Origin of the sequence: Acinetobacter pittii ANC 4050 (genome assembly GCF_000399685.1) — a bacterium.
Lineage (GTDB): Bacteria > Pseudomonadota > Gammaproteobacteria > Pseudomonadales > Moraxellaceae > Acinetobacter > Acinetobacter pittii_E.
In genome coordinates this window covers 2191306-2207660 of record NZ_KB976987.1, presented here as the reverse complement: position 1 = coordinate 2207660, position 16355 = coordinate 2191306, and the positions used below count along the sequence as shown (strand labels likewise).

Genomic DNA, 16355 nt, shown 5'->3' with positions numbered 1-16355 from the left:
CTGTAAAGAATCATGCACCTTTTTTGTAAGAACAAGTGCATAATATAAAGTTCATTCGTTGAAGATCTAAAATGTAGTTCTTCACATCTCTAAACCAATAATTAAATGGGTTACAGGACAGTATATGACTGCGGTGTCAAGTGTTTATGCACAGCGCTTATTGATGACATTATTCTTGGTTTCTTTTGGTATTTATATGTTTCTGGCAACAGTAACCTATACACCATTTGATCCGGGCTGGATGCATATTTCCAGTGATACTCAGCAAGTATCCAATGCAAGCGGTATTGCTGGCGCATGGATTGCAGATTTGCTGTTTGGTTTTTTAGGATGGGCAAGTTTGCTTATTCCAATTTTCCTTTTCATTGAAGCAATTCAGGTTTGGTGGCCACGTAGTTTCTTAAACCGCCCATTTCGTTATGCTGCACAATTCTTCTTAATTCTAGTTGTGTCTAGCCTGCTTTATTTACACTGGAATGTGCCGGCAGATACTTTAGATAATGCCGCTGGAGGAATTATTGGTTACGAGCTAGGTCAAAGCCTATCTCAATTGTTAACAATTTATGGTGCGACCTTCTTTTTACTGGTTTTCGGGGTAGTCTTGTTTACGCTTGCATTTGGGGTGCAATGGAGTAAAACATGGGTTACGCTCAAAGCGACACCAAGTTATTTACAAGATTTATTTTATAAGAATGTATCTCCGAGTGAGTCGGATTATGACTTAACAACTCAACCTGCCAACAAAGCAGCAGTTGTTAAAGTTGCACAAAATGCAGAGACAAATGCGAATGCTTCAGATGAGAAAGAGATATCAGCTCCATCTGAAACAGCTCAACCTCAAGCAACAACACGACATGATGCTGTTGCTGAGCGTTTATTTGCAGATGTGTTAGCGAAAGAGCAGAGCCGCCCTGAACCTGTAGCAGAGGCGCCAGTTGTTAATACTCAAAACTTTGAGCATACGCTTGAGCAAGCCCATAAACTTGAAAAAGATAGTCAACGTTTAGTTGCGACTGGCGAAGTATGGCGTGCTTTACAACGTGACGATGCAAGTTATAAGCAAGAAATTGATGCGCTTTTAAGAGCAGCTGACGACTCAACAGAGCAAGTGCCTGCTCGTGAGCAATTCCAGCAAACCATTTCTCAAGTGAATCAGAATCAGCCTACACTTAAACAAGACTTACATGGTCTTGATTGGAATGATGATGAGATTTTTGATGAATTGCTTGCTGCTGTTCCAAACAGTAAAACTGCAACAGATGTGCATACACCGTTTGTTCAAGATCAACATGTAGAAGTAGAACCAACTTCGCAATCGGTTAATATTGTGAGTGAAACGCCTTCACCTGTTTCCAATTTAAATCAGTCACCTAAAAATTTAGCAAACGAACAAGTTTTTGAAGATTTTGATGATTTATTAATAGATGAAGACATTGCTCCAGCAGAGCCTGTAAGAGCAAGTAGTTATGCCCAGTCTTCAGCATTTGTAAAAGCTCCTATTCAAACGACTATTCAGGCTGACAAACTTTCAAAAGAAGAGTTTATTGAGGCTTGGCAAGAGACTGCTGGAAAACCGCAGGAAAATTCTGATTTTGATGAAGACGATTTCGATTTTGATGCACCATTAACAGATGCATCAGGCCGACCAATGTCTCGTGCAATGCAAGTTGCCAAAAAGCGTTTGGATTTGCCAACGTTACCTGGACTTGATCTACTCGATAAGGTCGACCCAAATAAGAAAGTCAATTTTACTGAAGAGCAACTTTCACGTTTGTCTGAGTTACTTGAAATTAAATTGCAAGAATTTAACGTTAAAGCTCAGGTGGTAGAGGCTCAACCAGGACCAGTTGTTACTCGTTTTGAGTTAGATTTAGCACCAGGAGTGAAAGCCTCTAAGGTAACGAATATCTCACGTGACTTAGCGCGTTCAATGTCGATGGCTTCTGTTCGTGTGGTGGAAGTCATTCCTGGTAAACCATATATTGGTATTGAAGTGCCAAACAGTGCCCGTGAAATGGTACGCTTGATTGAGTTATTAGAAACACCAACATATCGCGACCCAAGTGCATTAATTAGTATGGCGATGGGTAAAGATATTTCAGGTAATCCAGTACTAACAGACTTGGCGAAAGCACCGCATATGTTGGTTGCTGGTACGACAGGTTCAGGTAAATCGGTTGCAGTAAACTCGATGATTTTATCGATGTTACTTAAATATACGCCTGACCAATTACGTTTAATTTTAATCGATCCAAAACAGTTAGAACTTGCAAACTATAATGATATTCCACATTTATTAACTCCAGTCGTTACTGACATGAAAGATGCGGTAAGTGCTTTGAACTGGTGTGTGAATGAAATGGAACGTCGTTATAAGCTTATGTCGTTCTTAAAAATTCGTAAATTAAGTGACTACAACCGTAAAGTTGAAGAAGCGATTGCGAATGGTGAAGACCTAATTGATCCGACTTGGAAACCGAGTGACTCGGCGACACAAGAACGTGCACCTCGTTTAACGCCATTACCATCTATTGTGATTGTTGCGGATGAGTTCGCCGACATGATTATGCAGGTGGGTAAAAAAGCAGAAGAAATGATTACCCGTTTGGCGCAAAAATCTCGTGCTGCTGGTATTCACCTATTGCTTGCAACTCAACGTCCCTCTGTTGATGTTATTACCGGTTTGATTAAAGCCAATATTCCAACGCGTGTCGCATTACGTGTAAACAGTAAAATTGACTCGCGTACTATTTTGGATGCTGGTGGTGCAGAAGACTTGTTAGGTCACGGTGATATGCTGTTCTTAGGACCAGGTAAAATTGAGCCAGAACGTGTACATGGTGCATTCATTAGTGATGATGAAGTAAACCGTATTTGTGATGCTTGGCGTGAGCGTGGCGAGCCTGATTATATTGATGAAATCTTGACTCCATTTGATGAAGAGCCAGCGTCACGTGGTTTTGAAGAGGGTGAGGGTGGTCCTGACCGAGATGCTCTCTATGACCAATGTGTGTCATTCGTATTAGAAACTCGGAAAGCTTCTACATCTTCGCTACAGCGTAAATTTAGCCTTGGTTATAACCGTGCTGCTCGTATCATTGATCAAATGGAAGAGAACGGCATTGTGAGTTCAATGGGCCCTAATGGTAAGCGAGATATTCTAGTTTAATACGTATAATTTAAGCCTCTTCGGAGGCTTTTTTATAAACAAAATAAAAGTGAACCTATTTTATAAATGACTTAAAGATTTTATCGTCTAGTAAAAAATGCTAATGTATTTTCCCTAAATAAAGAACAATGAATTAAATCAGGAGAAAGACATGTTATTAGCTCTGATTACTTTAGCCTTTATTCACTTTTGCGCACTTATTACTCCCGGGCCTGATTTTTTCCTTGTATCTCAAACTGCCATTAGCCGGTCTCGTAAAGACGCTATGCTGGTTGTTGCCGGTATAACAGCAGGTGTGATGTTTTGGGCTTGTTTGGCACTAATGGGATTAAATCTTATATTTGAGAAAATGGCTTGGTTAAAGCAGGGTTTGCTGCTTGCTGGTGGTTTATATCTGTGTTGGTTGGGTTATCAGATGCTACGGTCAGCTTTTTCAAAAAATCAGCAAGAGGGTAATGTTGCTGTTGAACTTCCCAAAGCACCTTACTTATTTTTTATTAAAGGTTTGATAACCAATCTCTCAAATCCGAAAGCTGTTATTTATTTCGGTAGTGTTTTCTCTTTATTTTTAGCCAATCCTCAACTTGATCAGGTCCACTGGCTACTCTTTATTATCGTTACAGTCGAAACAATTTTATGGTTCTGCTTTGTGACTTTTATTTTCTCGTTACCGAGTTTTAGAGCAGCTTATCGTAATTTTTCAAAATGGATTGATGGTATTTCAGGTGGTATTTTCACCGTATTTGGTATTTTCCTGATCGGTAATCGATAAGTTTAGATAAGAAAAAAGCCTCTTTTAGAGGCTTTTTATTTTTAAGCAAACTTTGCCAGAACTTCTAAAAATGGTGCCGATTGACGTGGAAACTTAGCAATTACGTCGTGAATACGTTGGCCTTCAGGGTCTTTGGCATTAATATCACGTCCGTCTGCAATAAATTGCGTTAATAGACGCTCATAGTCTGTTGGACGCATATGTTTGAAAGCATGGTAGAGCACATGAAAATCTGCATTCACACCACTTGGAGGAAGTTGGTTGAGGTAGGCAAAAACACGCTCATCGGACCATTCTTCATTGAAAGTTGCTGGCTGTGATAATGCCATGACAATCTCCTCATTTTAAAAAAGGCAAAATAACTTGCGTTATTTTGCCTTGATTCTGATTTATTGAATAGTCAGAAATAGAATTATCGTTCTTCAGGTAAATTGATATTCATTTCTAACATTTCAATATTAGCTTCAGAGCGAACCTGCATTTGAATATGCTGTTCACCTACACCGCTAACATAACGACTAACCACTTGCATGATTTCTTTTTTCATCTGATCAATCTTGTCTTGGCTTAAACGACGGCCTAAACCTTGTTCAGAAGCAACAATAACTTTCAAACGATCTTTGGCAGTTTGAGCACTTGATGGTTTTTCTTCACTGCTAAATAATTTACTCCAGAATCCTGCCATATCTACGCTCCAAATAGTCGTGCTAACCAGCCTTTAGGTTGAGCTGTGATGTGTCGATAAGGACGGTCTTCGCCAAGGAAGCGTGCAACCAAATCATCATACCCCTGACCAGCTTTAGTTTCTGAATACAGAATAACTGGCTTACCCTCGTTTGATGCTTGTAATACACTTGGACATTCTGGAATAACACCTAATGTCGGTACGCGTAAAATATCTTTAGAAATATCATCAATTGTCAGCATTTCCTGACGGTCAGCACGTTCCGGGTTAAAACGTGTAATACATAAATGTTTACGTATACGCCCTTCGTTGTGTTCAACTTTCTTGGTTTTGCTATCTAACATACCAATAATACGGTCAGAGTCACGTACTGAAGAGATTTCAGGGTTTGTTACAATGATTGCTTCATCTGCATGATACATGGCTAAAATCGCACCACGTTCGATCCCCGCAGGTGAATCACAAATAATGTAATCAAATTCTTGAGATAGCTCATCAATAACACGAGCAACACCATCGTCGCTCAACGCATCTTTATCACGTGTTTGTGAAGCCGGTAAAATATAAAGGTTTTCGATATCTTTATCGCGAATAAGGGCTTGTTGCAGACGTGCTTCATTATTAATAACATTAACGAAATCATATACAACACGACGCTCACAACCCATAATTAAATCAAGGTTACGTAAGCCTACATCAAAATCAATCACAACAGTTTTATGACCACGAAGGGCTAAACCTGTTGCAAAAGATGCGCTCGTTGTAGTTTTACCTACACCACCTTTGCCTGATGTTACGACAACAATTTTGGCCACCGAATCCACTCCTATTATGGTCATACACCCTTAAAAGGGCTGTTTTTTGGTGATTTGCTTAATAAATTAAAGTTCTAGAGCTTCAAATTCAAGCTCTTGCTTTTCATTTAAATAAATATGTACTGGCTTTTTTACCACATGTTTAGGGATATCATCTGCGACGCAATACGTTCCGGCAATGGAAACGAGCTCAGCCTCTAAAGATTGGCAAAAAATGCGTGCAGCTGCGTGCCCGCCCGCACCAGCAATGACTCTACCACGAACTGTGCCATAAATATGTATATTTCCTGATGCAATCACCTCGGAACCACTATTCATGCCAGCCTTTAAAATAATATCGCCGTTATCTTGTACAAGGGATTGGCCTGTACGCAAAATTTCATCATGATAAGAGGTAATATGAGCGACCGCTATCTTGTTTAGTGGTTTTTTTGTTTCTGCTGAAGACGACGTAGGGGCGGTAGCAGGTTTTTCCACAATAGCAACTTGTTCAGCTGTCGCTTTAATGCGCTGTAAGGGTTGATCTGCCGGTAAAACAGGGAATTGAATAGCACGAGCTTCATCTCCTAAAATACCGTCGATTACCGCCATTGGTTGTAAACCTAAGCTCACCAGAAGTTGAATTAGTGCAATTAATTCTTGCTCAACTGTACTGTCAATAATCACTAAAGTTCCCTGATAGGAACCTTCATTTAAAATATTTGATAATTGCTGGCGGATCACATCATGATCATTGGTATCGAAGGTTATCCTGCTAAAGTTAACCATTCTGCCGGTAATCCGTATATCAGCCATAAGTCTTCCTTCAAGGCGTTAAACGAGCTGTAATATCGTTAAGTTTATTGTAAATAGGGCAAATGCTAGAACAATTTGTGCCAATTCTCTAGCGTGATTCATAAAAAATTAAATAAATGCTTATTCTTTGATTCGATCATACTCCGCAAGCGTTTGTTGCCACTGTTTGACCTTGACTTGTTTTCGTACAGACTCCAGTGTCTCGAATACGACAGATTCAACCAATTGCTCAAGCTGACGATTATTAATATTTATCTCACTTACTCTTTGAGAAATTAATTGATAAGTAGGGTTCGGATTATTTGGTGATCCCTCAATTAAAGGCTCAATTAGACCTGCGCTAATATTCTCACCCAATCTTTGACCAATGCTTTGGATTTGTTGTTCAATGCGACCGCCGACTAAAGGAATTAAGCGTAATAATTGAGTTAGCTCAGGTGTATCTACTATGGCCTGATCTACAATTTTCCCAACGCCTTTTGTAATGGCAGGCTTTTGTTCTTTTAAAGCAGTTGCTAAAGACTCTTGTAATAATGCTGTTAGGGTAGCAGTAAATTGCTCACGATGATGATTAACTAAGTCGTGAATAATCTGTTTATGGCTAGAACTGGTTTCAAGTTCATATCTAATACCATCAATCACGGTAATTACAACACGGTCGGACAACTCTTCCATTACAACGCGATAGTAAAATAAACCAGTTTTTCGCCAGCTTTCCGGAACAACCGGATAACCTAACTCATGTAAGCGATAGGCAATAATCCCGGCACGGAATAAACGTAAAAAACGGAGCTGAGGAATAATGGCTAAAATTTCATACCAGTGAATAAACGGGAAAAAGAACCAACGCTTATGGTGTTTATTGATGATCGCAATGGCCCAGCGGACAAGCAACTCAACAATTAAAAAACCAATAAACCAAGCTTCTGACGTGATCACCCACGGATGGAGTGAAGTACGATAAAAACTGAGTACTTGGGGCAAGTGAATATGTTCAAAGAACCATGCCCCAATGCTGCTCATTAAAAAGAAATTACTAGCAAGACAGAACAGGTTAAAAATGATAATAAACACCATAAAGATGTCATAGACCAAAAACAGCTTAAATGACAGGCTGCTTGGGTCTACATGATGGTATTTGGTTTTTTTCCCAGAACTGTTTTGCATAATAACGAGTGCTTTCTTAAATATTTGCAGTGGTATATTGAGATTTCATTTGCTCAATAAGTTGATCTTTTTCGGTCCAAATTTCATGAACCCATTGCTGGAAACGTTCACGATAAGCTGCGTCATCTTCGTAGTTGCCACCAAGCACCCATTTTGGAATTTCAATTTTACGTAAGTTGACCGCAATTTTTGAAACGTCCCCGAGCCAGAAATCGCTATATCCCGGTACGCCATCAGGATAGACAATAGTCATATCAACCAAGGCATCGATTTTGTCGCCTAAAATATTTAAGGCAAGTGCTAAGCCACCTGCTTTTGGTTTAAGCAAATGCTTATATGGCGATTTTTGTTGGTCGTGTTTTTCTTGGGTAAAGCGCGTACCTTCCAAATAATTTAATAATGTAAATGGCTGACTTAAAAGCTGTTCGCAAGCTTTACGTGCTTCCATCATGTCACGATCTTTAAGTTCAGGATTTTTGGCAATTTGTTCTTTGGTGTGACGCTTCATCATCGGGAAGCCTAAAATTTTAAATGCTTGCCCAACAAAAGGAATAAAGATGAGTTCCCATTTGGTAAAGAAACGGGTGAGGGGCATACGGGTTAAACCAAAATATTGGTTTACAGTCGTGTCTACCCAACTTTGATGATTGCAGGTCATTAGATAACGACCTTGCATATTCAGGTCAAGTCCCTCATCAATGGTAATGTCCCATTTTAGATTTGGTAAAACATGATCAATGAGCCAGTTATTTACCCCTAACCAGCTATTTGTAATTTGAATATTAGTTTCATCTACTTTTGATGACTTTTTTAATAGCTTGGTTAGACCTAATGCAAGAACAGGTGGGCCATGAAAAAAAGTACTTCCTGTAATGACTGTACCTACAGTGAGTCCACGTGTAATTTTTTTTAGCGCAGATTGCTTATTGGGTGCAGTTGACATATAAATGACCCCGAATGTCTAAAATCCATAGAAAAGTTGTTTAACTATAACTATCGTAATATGAAATACAACGACATCTTAGACAACAATGAAGAAATTGTGATGAGCTGGCATCTGAAAGTGCATCAAAATATTACAAAAAAATAACTAAACTGTTTATTATTAACAAAATATCAATGTTTTATACTCCCTTTTTGTTTCATTATTCATTCAGACAACAAAACACACAAAGTGAGGAGGCATGCAATGCGTGCATTAGTTATTTCAACAGTGGTAGGGGCAGCAGTAGTACTTTCTGGTTGTCAAACAACTGGTAATAATCTTGGTGGCATTGAATACGATAAAGCTGCATTAGGTACTTTAATTGGTGCAGCAGCTGGTTATGGTATTTCTAAATCAAATGCAAACTCTAGCCGTCAAAATAACCGTGCTGCAGCAATTGGTGCAGTTCTTGGTGCGGCTGGTGGTGTATATCTTGATCAAAAAGAGAAAAAACTACGTCAACAAATGGCGGGTACTGGTGTAGACGTTGGCCGTAACCCAGATGGTTCTGTTCAATTGATCATGCCTGGTAGCATCACTTTTGATACAAACAAATCAAACATCAAGCCAAACTTCTATGCAACTTTAGACAAAGTAGCTCAAACATTGGCTGAAGATAACAAGAGCGCGATTTTGGTAACGGGTTATACAGATAATACTGGTAATGACTCTATCAACATTCCATTATCTCAATCACGTGCACAATCAGTTAAAAACTATTTAGCTGGCCGCGGCGTTCCATCTAGCCGTATCGATGCACAAGGTTATGGTTCTTCTAACCCGATCGCAGACAACTCAACTGCATCTGGCCGTGAACAAAACCGCCGTGTAGAAATCAGCATTTATGCTAAACAATAAGATTTAAATTATTGTGTTAAAAACCACCTTCGGGTGGTTTTTTTATGGGTGCAGTACAAGAAATAATCACGACATTCTGCGGCGCACAAATTGCATTATTAGACATCATTTATACATATCCATAGATTTACTATTGGGATTCTAAAACAGAGATGACTATAATCATGCTCGAAAAATTAAGAGGTAATACGCGATGTCATCTGCCAGTCAATTGAACAACAAGCAAGAAGAAGCCATGAAATATACTCAGGGCCCTTTATTGGTGCTTGCTGGCGCTGGTTCAGGTAAAACATCAGTAATTACCCGTAAAATTGCCTATTTGGTGCAACACTGCCGTATTCCAGCACATCGTATAACCGCGATGACCTTCACAAACAAAGCTGCACGTGAAATGAAAGAGCGTGTGACCAAGCTTTTGTCGCGTGAAGAAGCAAAAGGTTTATCTGTTTCTACCTTCCATACTTTTGGTTTAAACCTTTTACGTTTAGAACTTAAAAATTTACCTTTAAAAGCTAATTTTTCGATTTTAGATGCAGATGACTGTAAACGTATTTTGATGGATTTGATGCATCGCGATAATTTGTCGGGTGCAGAGAGTAAAGAATTAATTGCCAAAGCAATGAAGAAAATTTCAGATTGGAAAAATGATCTGATTTTGCCAGAACAAGCACATTCAACTTGTGAAACACCAGAAGACGTACAGTTTGCACATCTCTATCAACTTTATGAACGTAATTTACGCGCATATAATGCCGTTGATTTTGATGACTTGATTGTTATGCCAACACGCTTATTGCAAGAAAATGCAGAAGTACGTGATAAATGGCAAAACCGTGTACGCTATTTATTGGTCGATGAATATCAAGATACCAACACGGCTCAGTATATTCTGGTCAAACTGTTAGTTGGGGTAATGGGGCAGTTCACCGCGGTGGGTGACGATGACCAGTCGATCTACGCATGGCGTGGTGCTAAGCCTGAAAATATGGCTTTGCTTAAACAGGATTTCCCTAATCTACATATCATTAAATTAGAACAAAATTATCGATCGACCAGTCGTATTTTAAAAGCAGCGAACTGTGTGATTCAAAATAACCCACATATTTTTGATAAGAAATTGTGGAGTGATAAAGGACATGGTGAAGTCATTCGAATCATTACATGTCGTAATGATGACGATGAAGCAGAGCGCGTGGTTAAAGACCTACTGACTCATAAACTGATGAACGGTAAGAACTGGAAAGATTATGCTGTGTTGTATCGCGGGAACTTTCAGGCTCGTGTACTAGAAACCCAACTTCGCCAAATGCAAATTCCATATAAACTTTCTGGTGGTACATCATTCTTCGCGCGTGCAGAAATTAAAGATGTGATGAGTTATTTGCGTCTTATTATTAATCCAGAAGATGATAGTGCTTTCTTACGCATTATTAATACGCCTAAACGTGCGATTGGCCCAGTTACTCTTGAGAAGTTAGGTTTATTCTCACAAGAAAATAATTTGTCTTTACTCGGTGCTTCTGCTGACCAGCGTTTAAGCATGGTGTTGCCTAAAAAGGCAGAAACACAACTTCATGAATTTGCCGATTTTATTGCGACATTTACTCGTGAACTCTTGGAAGATGATGAACCTGTGCCTAAAGTTCGTCAAATGATGAATGAAGCGGGTTATATGGATTACGTTCGTGAACAGTCCGCTACACCTGCACAAGAGAAAAGTAAGCTCGATAATATTGAGAACTTATTTACCAGTATTCAAAATCTGATTAACCGTGCAGAAGATGTTGATGAAAAGAACATTGAAAGCGTTATTCGCAAACTGGTTTTACTTGATCTGTTAGAACAACAGCAGGAAGAAGAAGATACAGACAAAGTTAACCTACTGACTTTGCATGCAGCAAAAGGTCTGGAATTCCCATATGTTTATATTATGGGTCTTGAAGAAGAGCTATTGCCGCATAAAAACTCGATTGCAGCAGAAACCATTGAGGAAGAGCGCCGTCTCATGTACGTGGGAATTACCCGTGCACGCCAAGGTTTAACGTTAACCTTGGCTGAGCAGCGTAAAAATGGCGGGCAGATGAAACAGATGACGCCTAGTCGTTTCCTTGATGAACTTCCGCAAGATGAGCTCGAGTGGTTAGGGCGTAAAAAGAAAATTGCGGCTAATGTTGATCCTAAAGAACAGGCTCAACAATATCTGGCAAATTTAAAAGCTTTATTAAAGCGTTAATTTTTTTAATTTTAGGAAATCCCATGAAAGTTCAAGTGAAATTGCTCGATCCGCGTTTAGGTAAAGAATGGCCTTTACCTTCATATGCTACAGCAGGTTCAGCTGGTTTAGATTTACGTGCCTGTTTAGATGAAGCAATTGATATTGAACCAGGACAAACTGTTTTAGTTAAAACAGGTATGGCAATTTATATTCATGATGTCAATTTTGCTGGTTTAATTTTACCGCGTTCAGGTCTAGGTCATAAACACGGTATCGTGCTTGGTAACTTGGTTGGTTTGATTGATTCGGATTATCAAGGTGAATTGATGGTTTCAGTTTGGAACCGTGGTCAAACGACATTCCGTTTAGAACCTGGTGAGCGCTTGGCACAGTATGTTTTAGTGCCAGTCGTACAAGCTGAATTTGAACAAGTAGAAGAATTTGAAGAAACTTTACGTGGTGCTGGTGGCTTTGGTCACACAGGTAAACAATAAGTTTTTTGAGAATTTTAACGAAAATCAAACGCCTGCTGGTCAGGCGTTTCTTTTTGCATCTTGAATGTTACAATAGATTATATTACAACACGCTTTACTAATATTCTTTTAACTTTTTTAGCAAACAAACCTTTCAAAAATTTTGAATAATCTATGTTTTTGCGATAGATCGAATTGATCTTTAAATAGAAGATACGCTATGAATGTAAGACACTCATTTCCTAAAAGTATTTTTCGTGCTTACGATATTAGAGGCAAACTTTCTTATTTAACCACGGACGTTGTCCGTTCAATTGCCTATGGATTGGCACAGCAATACAAACAAGCAAAACAAACTCAATTAATAATTGGCTATGATGCCCGTCTCACTAGCCCAGCCTATGCGCACTTAATTGAAGAAATTTTAATAGAACAAGGCTTAAACGTTACCAATATCGGCTGCTGCTCATCACCTATGATGTACTACATTGCTAGAGATTTTGGTGGCAACGGTATTATGGTGACGGCAAGCCATAATCCGAAATCGGATAATGGTATTAAGTGGATTTTAAAAGGTGAACCACCGTCTCCAGAAATGATTCAGCAGGTGGGTGAAGAAGCCCAAACTTATGTACCCAACCATTCAATTTCTGTACTTGAGCTAACCTTACCTCAATTTAAAGCTGAATTTTGCCAAAAATACCAACAAGCTATTTTTAAAGATATTCATTTAAAACGCCCTTTAAAAGTTGTTTTAGATGGTTTACATGGTTCAGCTGGGCATTGTTCAAAGCTAATCTTGGAAAAAATGGGTTGTGAAGTCATTGCTTTACGTACCGATCCAAATGGAGAGTTTCCCGATCATGCACCAGATCCGTCACATGCAGCTCATTTAACTAGCTTGCGAAAAGCAGTGGTCGAGCAGCAGGCTGATATTGGTATTGCTTTGGATGGTGATGGAGACCGTGTTGTTTTAGTCGATGAAAAAGCCCAAATATTGACAGCAGACCGTTTATTGTCGCTTTTCGCGCAAATGTGCCTTGAGCAGCACCCCGAGCAAGAAATTGTTTTTGATGTGAAATGTTCACGTATGGTTCAAGAGACTGTTGAAAAACTCGGTGGAAAAGCAAAAATGATCCGCACGGGAAGTAGTTTCCTGCGGGCTTATTTGTCTCAGTCGGGTGGACGTGCCATTTTTGGTGGAGAATATGCAGGTCATTATGTGTTTAATGATGGCCGTGGTTTTGGGTACGACGATGGTTTGTATGCTGCATTACGTGTAATGGAATATTTTACCCAATCAAGTGCTACAACTATTTCTGAATTATTTGCCTCATATCCAGAAAGATGTTGTACAGAAGATACTTATATTGGTACGTATCAGTCCGATCCAAAGTATGTATTACAAGATATTGAGATTTTAAGTCATCGTTTAGGGGCACGTATTAGTAAAATCGATGGCGTACGTCTTGATTTTGATGATGGTTTTGGCATTATTCGAGCATCAAATACTGGTGAATACTTTACAGTAAGATTTGATGCGGATAATCCTTTACGATTAAAGGAAATCCAGCAAAAATTTGTAGATATGTTGCAAGAACATTATCCGCAAATTGCACAAGAACTTTCAGAGGCCTAACTAAGGAGAGGCGTAATGCCACAACATCAGCATATCGGTGTCGACAAAGCAAAAATCTTGATTGAAGCTTTGCCGTATATTCAACGTTTTACTGGTAAAACGCTGGTGGTGAAATATGGTGGCAACGCAATGACTGATCCGGAGCTCGAAAGTTCATTTGCCCGAGACATCGTTTTACTTAAAACAGTCGGACTAAACCCGATTGTTGTTCACGGTGGTGGACCACAAGTAGACTCATTTTTAAAGCAGTTAGGCCGTGAGTCTGACCGTATTGACGGTATGCGTGTAACTGATGCTGCAACCATGGAAGTGGTTGAAATGGTATTGGGTGGTAGCGTAAATAAATCAATTGTTAACCTGATTAATAAACATGGTGGACGTGCAATTGGTTTAACGGGTAAAGATGGCAATTTACTTCGTGCCCGTAAATTGCTTATGGAAAAGCAAGAAGAAGACGGTTCTATCAAACATATCGATTTGGGTATGGTGGGTGAAGTCACTGGTGTGAAAACAGATGTATTGGAAATGTTCACTCAAAGTGACTTTATCCCAGTTATTGCTCCACTAGGTGTAGATGAAGAAGGCAATACTTATAATATTAATGCTGATTTAGTTGCAGGTAAGGTTGCAGAAGCACTAGGCGCTGAAAAATTAATTTTGCTTACTAATATTAGTGGTGTGCTTGATGAAAATAAAAATCTGTTAACCGGCCTTACGACGCAAGAAGTTGATCGCCTCATTGAAACAGGTGTGATCTATGGCGGTATGATTCCTAAAGTAGGCTGTGCGCTTGATGCTGTTAAAGGCGGCGTTGTGAGTGCGCATATTGTTGATGGTCGTGTGCCACATGCATCTTTACTTGAAATCTTCACTGATCATGGCGTGGGAACACTGATTTCTAACCGCACTAAAACATCTTAAGAAATCCGTTATTTTTAATAAAAAGATCACTCTAGGTGGTCTTTTTTTATACCATTTTAATTTGGTCATTTTTTTGTCATGAGCTTTGACTAGTGTAGGGGATGTCACTAGGAGCGTTCATTATGCTGGAAAAATTTAATCAATATCGCCAAACCTGGACTTTACCTTTAAATCGTCATAAAGCAATAAATCAGACACAATTTCGTTTTGAATGGGTTGATAATTTAAAAGAATTACAAGATGTACAACGGTTTCGTGCACAACAATTTAGCCAACAATTCGGAATCAAGTTTGAAGATAATTTAGACCAAGATATTTACGATTTTGGTTGTGAACATGCGGTCTTGCGTGAAAAATGGACTGGAGAAATTGTAGCGTATACTCGTTTAAAGCTATTTCAAGGCCACGAAATAGCACAAAGCTACAGTGCCCATGAGTTTGATATTGTTCCTCAGTTATCCCATCTTCCAAATGTGTTAGAAATAGGCCGTACTTGTGTACATCCTCGCTTTCGTAATGGTAAGGCATTGTCAATGTTATGGTTAAACCTTGCACCGAAAGTGCTCTGGTCAATGCGCGCTAAATATTTAATGGGCTGTGTCAGTATTCATTTGCAAGATAATTTAGCTAGAGCGTATTACACACATCGCCAGATTCAACAATTATCTGAAAGCAAAACAATTGATATTCGTTCTAAAAAAATCTATGACCCTGAATATCCGGAGTTTAGTTTTCCACAAGATGAACGTATGCCAAAGCTATTTCAAATGTATTTGAGTATGCAGTCAAAACTATCTAAACAGGCATTTTTTGATGAAGAATTTAACTGTTTAGATTATTTTGTATTTCTTGAAGTGAATAAAGTCGCGACCTCATTTGTAATGAATAAAATGGTGCAGCGTTAATCATATTTCCTATTTTGTAATAGCCAGCACATATTGAGATTTGCAAGCCATTTTACTCTCATGCACAATAGAGCAGATGGGGTAATTAAAAGTAGTTTAAAAGCGATATGTGCCAGCTATTAGGAATGAATTGTGCAACACCAACGGATATTACTTTTTCTTTCCGTGGTTTTTCACAACGTGCAGGAATTACCTCAGATCATAGCGATGGATTTGGTATTGCATTTTTCGAAGATAAGGCGTGCCGTTTATTCGTTGATAACCAGTCGGCAGTTGAATCTCCAATTGCCGATCTTATTCGTAATTATCCTATTAAATCACGCAATGTGATTGCACACATTCGCAAAGCTACTCAAGGCAAAATCACTTTAGAAAATTCACATCCCTTTATTCGTGAGCTGTGGGGGCGACACTGGATTTTTGCTCATAATGGTGATTTACATGACTTTAATCCGCCATTAAGTGGACGTTTCACACCAGTAGGTAATACGGATAGTGAACGTGCATTTTGCTACTTGCTCGATCAACTCGTTGAAGTCTTTGGTTATGAAGAGCCAAGTCTTGAACAAATCTTTGAAGTATTAGAAAAGATTTCTCCGCAAATTGCGGAATATGGCACATTTAATTATTGTCTATCTAATGGCAAAGCATTATTTAGTTATGCCATTACTAAATTACATTGGTTAGTGCGTGAATATCCATTTAATCATGCTCACTTAATTGATTTAGATGTTGAAGTTGACTTTAGTCAGGTAACAACACCTGAAGATCGTGTGGCAGTTATAACGACTGAACCTTTAACACATAATGAAAATTGGACAGCGTATCAACCTGGTGAAATGATTTTATTTCAACATGGTAAACCAGTTAAAAAAGCTCTTACTTTTGTAGAAAGATTAAAGCGCGAACAGGAAAATCCTGAACTTAAACGTATTACACGTGCAGATCAGTATTAA

General features: G+C 38.9%; 15 protein-coding genes. 9 read left to right on the top strand and 6 right to left on the bottom strand.

Annotated features, from left to right (window positions below):
- The first annotated feature begins 124 nt into the window (after nucleotides 1-124).
- Nucleotides 125-3169 carry a DNA translocase FtsK gene (gene ftsK, locus F931_RS14145; RefSeq protein WP_016142003.1) on the top strand — a complete coding sequence of 1015 codons (3045 nt, stop codon included), beginning with the start codon at nucleotides 125-127 and terminating at the stop codon, nucleotides 3167-3169.
- 151 nt (nucleotides 3170-3320) lie between these two features.
- Nucleotides 3321-3941, top strand: a complete 621-nt coding sequence (rhtC, locus tag F931_RS14140; protein ID WP_016142002.1) for a threonine export protein RhtC — start codon at nucleotides 3321-3323, stop codon at nucleotides 3939-3941.
- Between the two features lie 41 nt (nucleotides 3942-3982).
- Here rhtC and F931_RS14135 read toward each other — a convergent pair whose 3' ends face one another.
- From F931_RS14135 to yihG, 6 genes are all read right to left on the bottom strand, one after another.
- The gene (locus F931_RS14135) at nucleotides 3983-4270 is read right to left on the bottom strand and encodes a PA4642 family protein (protein ID WP_002121755.1); all 288 of its coding nucleotides are present in this window, start codon (nucleotides 4268-4270) and stop codon (nucleotides 3983-3985) included.
- 83 nt (nucleotides 4271-4353) lie between these two features.
- Nucleotides 4354-4626, bottom strand: a complete 273-nt coding sequence (gene minE / locus F931_RS14130) for a cell division topological specificity factor MinE (protein WP_000896934.1) — start codon at nucleotides 4624-4626, stop codon at nucleotides 4354-4356.
- A 2-nt stretch (nucleotides 4627-4628) separates the two neighbouring features.
- Nucleotides 4629-5441: a septum site-determining protein MinD gene (gene minD, locus F931_RS14125; protein ID WP_016142001.1), complete on the bottom strand. Its 813-nt coding sequence runs from the start codon at nucleotides 5439-5441 to the stop codon at nucleotides 4629-4631.
- A 66-nt stretch (nucleotides 5442-5507) separates the two neighbouring features.
- Nucleotides 5508-6236: a septum site-determining protein MinC gene (gene minC, locus F931_RS14120; RefSeq protein WP_016142000.1), complete on the bottom strand. Its 729-nt coding sequence runs from the start codon at nucleotides 6234-6236 to the stop codon at nucleotides 5508-5510.
- A 120-nt stretch (nucleotides 6237-6356) separates the two neighbouring features.
- Nucleotides 6357-7403 carry a hypothetical protein gene (locus tag F931_RS14115; protein ID WP_016141999.1) on the bottom strand — a complete coding sequence of 349 codons (1047 nt, stop codon included), beginning with the start codon at nucleotides 7401-7403 and terminating at the stop codon, nucleotides 6357-6359.
- 16 nt (nucleotides 7404-7419) lie between these two features.
- Nucleotides 7420-8346 carry an acyltransferase gene (gene yihG, locus F931_RS14110; protein WP_016141998.1) on the bottom strand — a complete coding sequence of 309 codons (927 nt, stop codon included), beginning with the start codon at nucleotides 8344-8346 and terminating at the stop codon, nucleotides 7420-7422.
- Nucleotides 8347-8592: 246 nt separating this feature from the next.
- Here yihG and yiaD point away from each other — a divergent pair, with 246 nt between their 5' ends.
- From yiaD to F931_RS14075, 7 genes are all read left to right on the top strand, one after another.
- Nucleotides 8593-9246 (top strand): YiaD family glycine zipper/OmpA-like lipoprotein, encoded by a 654-nt coding sequence (yiaD, locus tag F931_RS14105; protein ID WP_016141997.1) that lies wholly within the window; start codon nucleotides 8593-8595, stop codon nucleotides 9244-9246.
- Between the two features lie 193 nt (nucleotides 9247-9439).
- On the top strand, nucleotides 9440-11479 hold the full coding sequence (gene rep / locus F931_RS14100) for a UvrD-helicase domain-containing protein (protein ID WP_005070868.1): 2040 nt from the start codon (nucleotides 9440-9442) through the stop codon (nucleotides 11477-11479).
- A 23-nt stretch (nucleotides 11480-11502) separates the two neighbouring features.
- The gene (dut, locus tag F931_RS14095) at nucleotides 11503-11955 is read left to right on the top strand and encodes a dUTP diphosphatase (RefSeq protein ID WP_002121799.1); all 453 of its coding nucleotides are present in this window, start codon (nucleotides 11503-11505) and stop codon (nucleotides 11953-11955) included.
- A gap of 199 nt (nucleotides 11956-12154) precedes the next feature.
- A complete protein-coding gene (algC, locus tag F931_RS14090; protein ID WP_016141996.1) occupies nucleotides 12155-13573 on the top strand; it encodes a phosphomannomutase/phosphoglucomutase in 1419 nt (472 codons plus the stop codon).
- Between the two features lie 15 nt (nucleotides 13574-13588).
- A complete protein-coding gene (argB, locus tag F931_RS14085; protein WP_016141995.1) occupies nucleotides 13589-14494 on the top strand; it encodes an acetylglutamate kinase in 906 nt (301 codons plus the stop codon).
- 122 nt (nucleotides 14495-14616) lie between these two features.
- Nucleotides 14617-15399 carry a GNAT family N-acetyltransferase gene (locus F931_RS14080; RefSeq protein WP_016141994.1) on the top strand — a complete coding sequence of 261 codons (783 nt, stop codon included), beginning with the start codon at nucleotides 14617-14619 and terminating at the stop codon, nucleotides 15397-15399.
- Between the two features lie 107 nt (nucleotides 15400-15506).
- Complete coding sequence (locus F931_RS14075; protein ID WP_016141993.1) at nucleotides 15507-16355, top strand: class II glutamine amidotransferase; 849 nt, start codon at nucleotides 15507-15509, stop codon at nucleotides 16353-16355.

Excerpts from the sequence above, each read along its gene's own strand:
- ftsK (WP_016142003.1), top strand. The coding sequence starts at position 125 with ATGACTGCGGTGTCAAGTGTTTATGCACAGCGCTTATTGATGACATTA.
- rhtC (WP_016142002.1), top strand. The coding sequence starts at position 3,321 with ATGTTATTAGCTCTGATTACTTTAGCCTTTATTCACTTTTGCGCACTT.
- F931_RS14135 (WP_002121755.1), bottom strand. The coding sequence starts at position 4,270 with ATGGCATTATCACAGCCAGCAACTTTCAATGAAGAATGGTCCGATGAG.
- minE (WP_000896934.1), bottom strand. The coding sequence starts at position 4,626 with ATGGCAGGATTCTGGAGTAAATTATTTAGCAGTGAAGAAAAACCATCA.
- minC (WP_016142000.1), bottom strand. The coding sequence starts at position 6,236 with ATGGCTGATATACGGATTACCGGCAGAATGGTTAACTTTAGCAGGATA.
- F931_RS14115 (WP_016141999.1), bottom strand. The coding sequence starts at position 7,403 with ATGCAAAACAGTTCTGGGAAAAAAACCAAATACCATCATGTAGACCCA.
- yihG (WP_016141998.1), bottom strand. The coding sequence starts at position 8,346 with ATGTCAACTGCACCCAATAAGCAATCTGCGCTAAAAAAAATTACACGT.
- yiaD (WP_016141997.1), top strand. The coding sequence starts at position 8,593 with ATGCGTGCATTAGTTATTTCAACAGTGGTAGGGGCAGCAGTAGTACTT.
- rep (WP_005070868.1), top strand. The coding sequence starts at position 9,440 with ATGTCATCTGCCAGTCAATTGAACAACAAGCAAGAAGAAGCCATGAAA.
- dut (WP_002121799.1), top strand. The coding sequence starts at position 11,503 with ATGAAAGTTCAAGTGAAATTGCTCGATCCGCGTTTAGGTAAAGAATGG.
- algC (WP_016141996.1), top strand. The coding sequence starts at position 12,155 with ATGAATGTAAGACACTCATTTCCTAAAAGTATTTTTCGTGCTTACGAT.
- argB (WP_016141995.1), top strand. The coding sequence starts at position 13,589 with ATGCCACAACATCAGCATATCGGTGTCGACAAAGCAAAAATCTTGATT.
- F931_RS14080 (WP_016141994.1), top strand. The coding sequence starts at position 14,617 with ATGCTGGAAAAATTTAATCAATATCGCCAAACCTGGACTTTACCTTTA.
- F931_RS14075 (WP_016141993.1), top strand. The coding sequence starts at position 15,507 with ATGTGCCAGCTATTAGGAATGAATTGTGCAACACCAACGGATATTACT.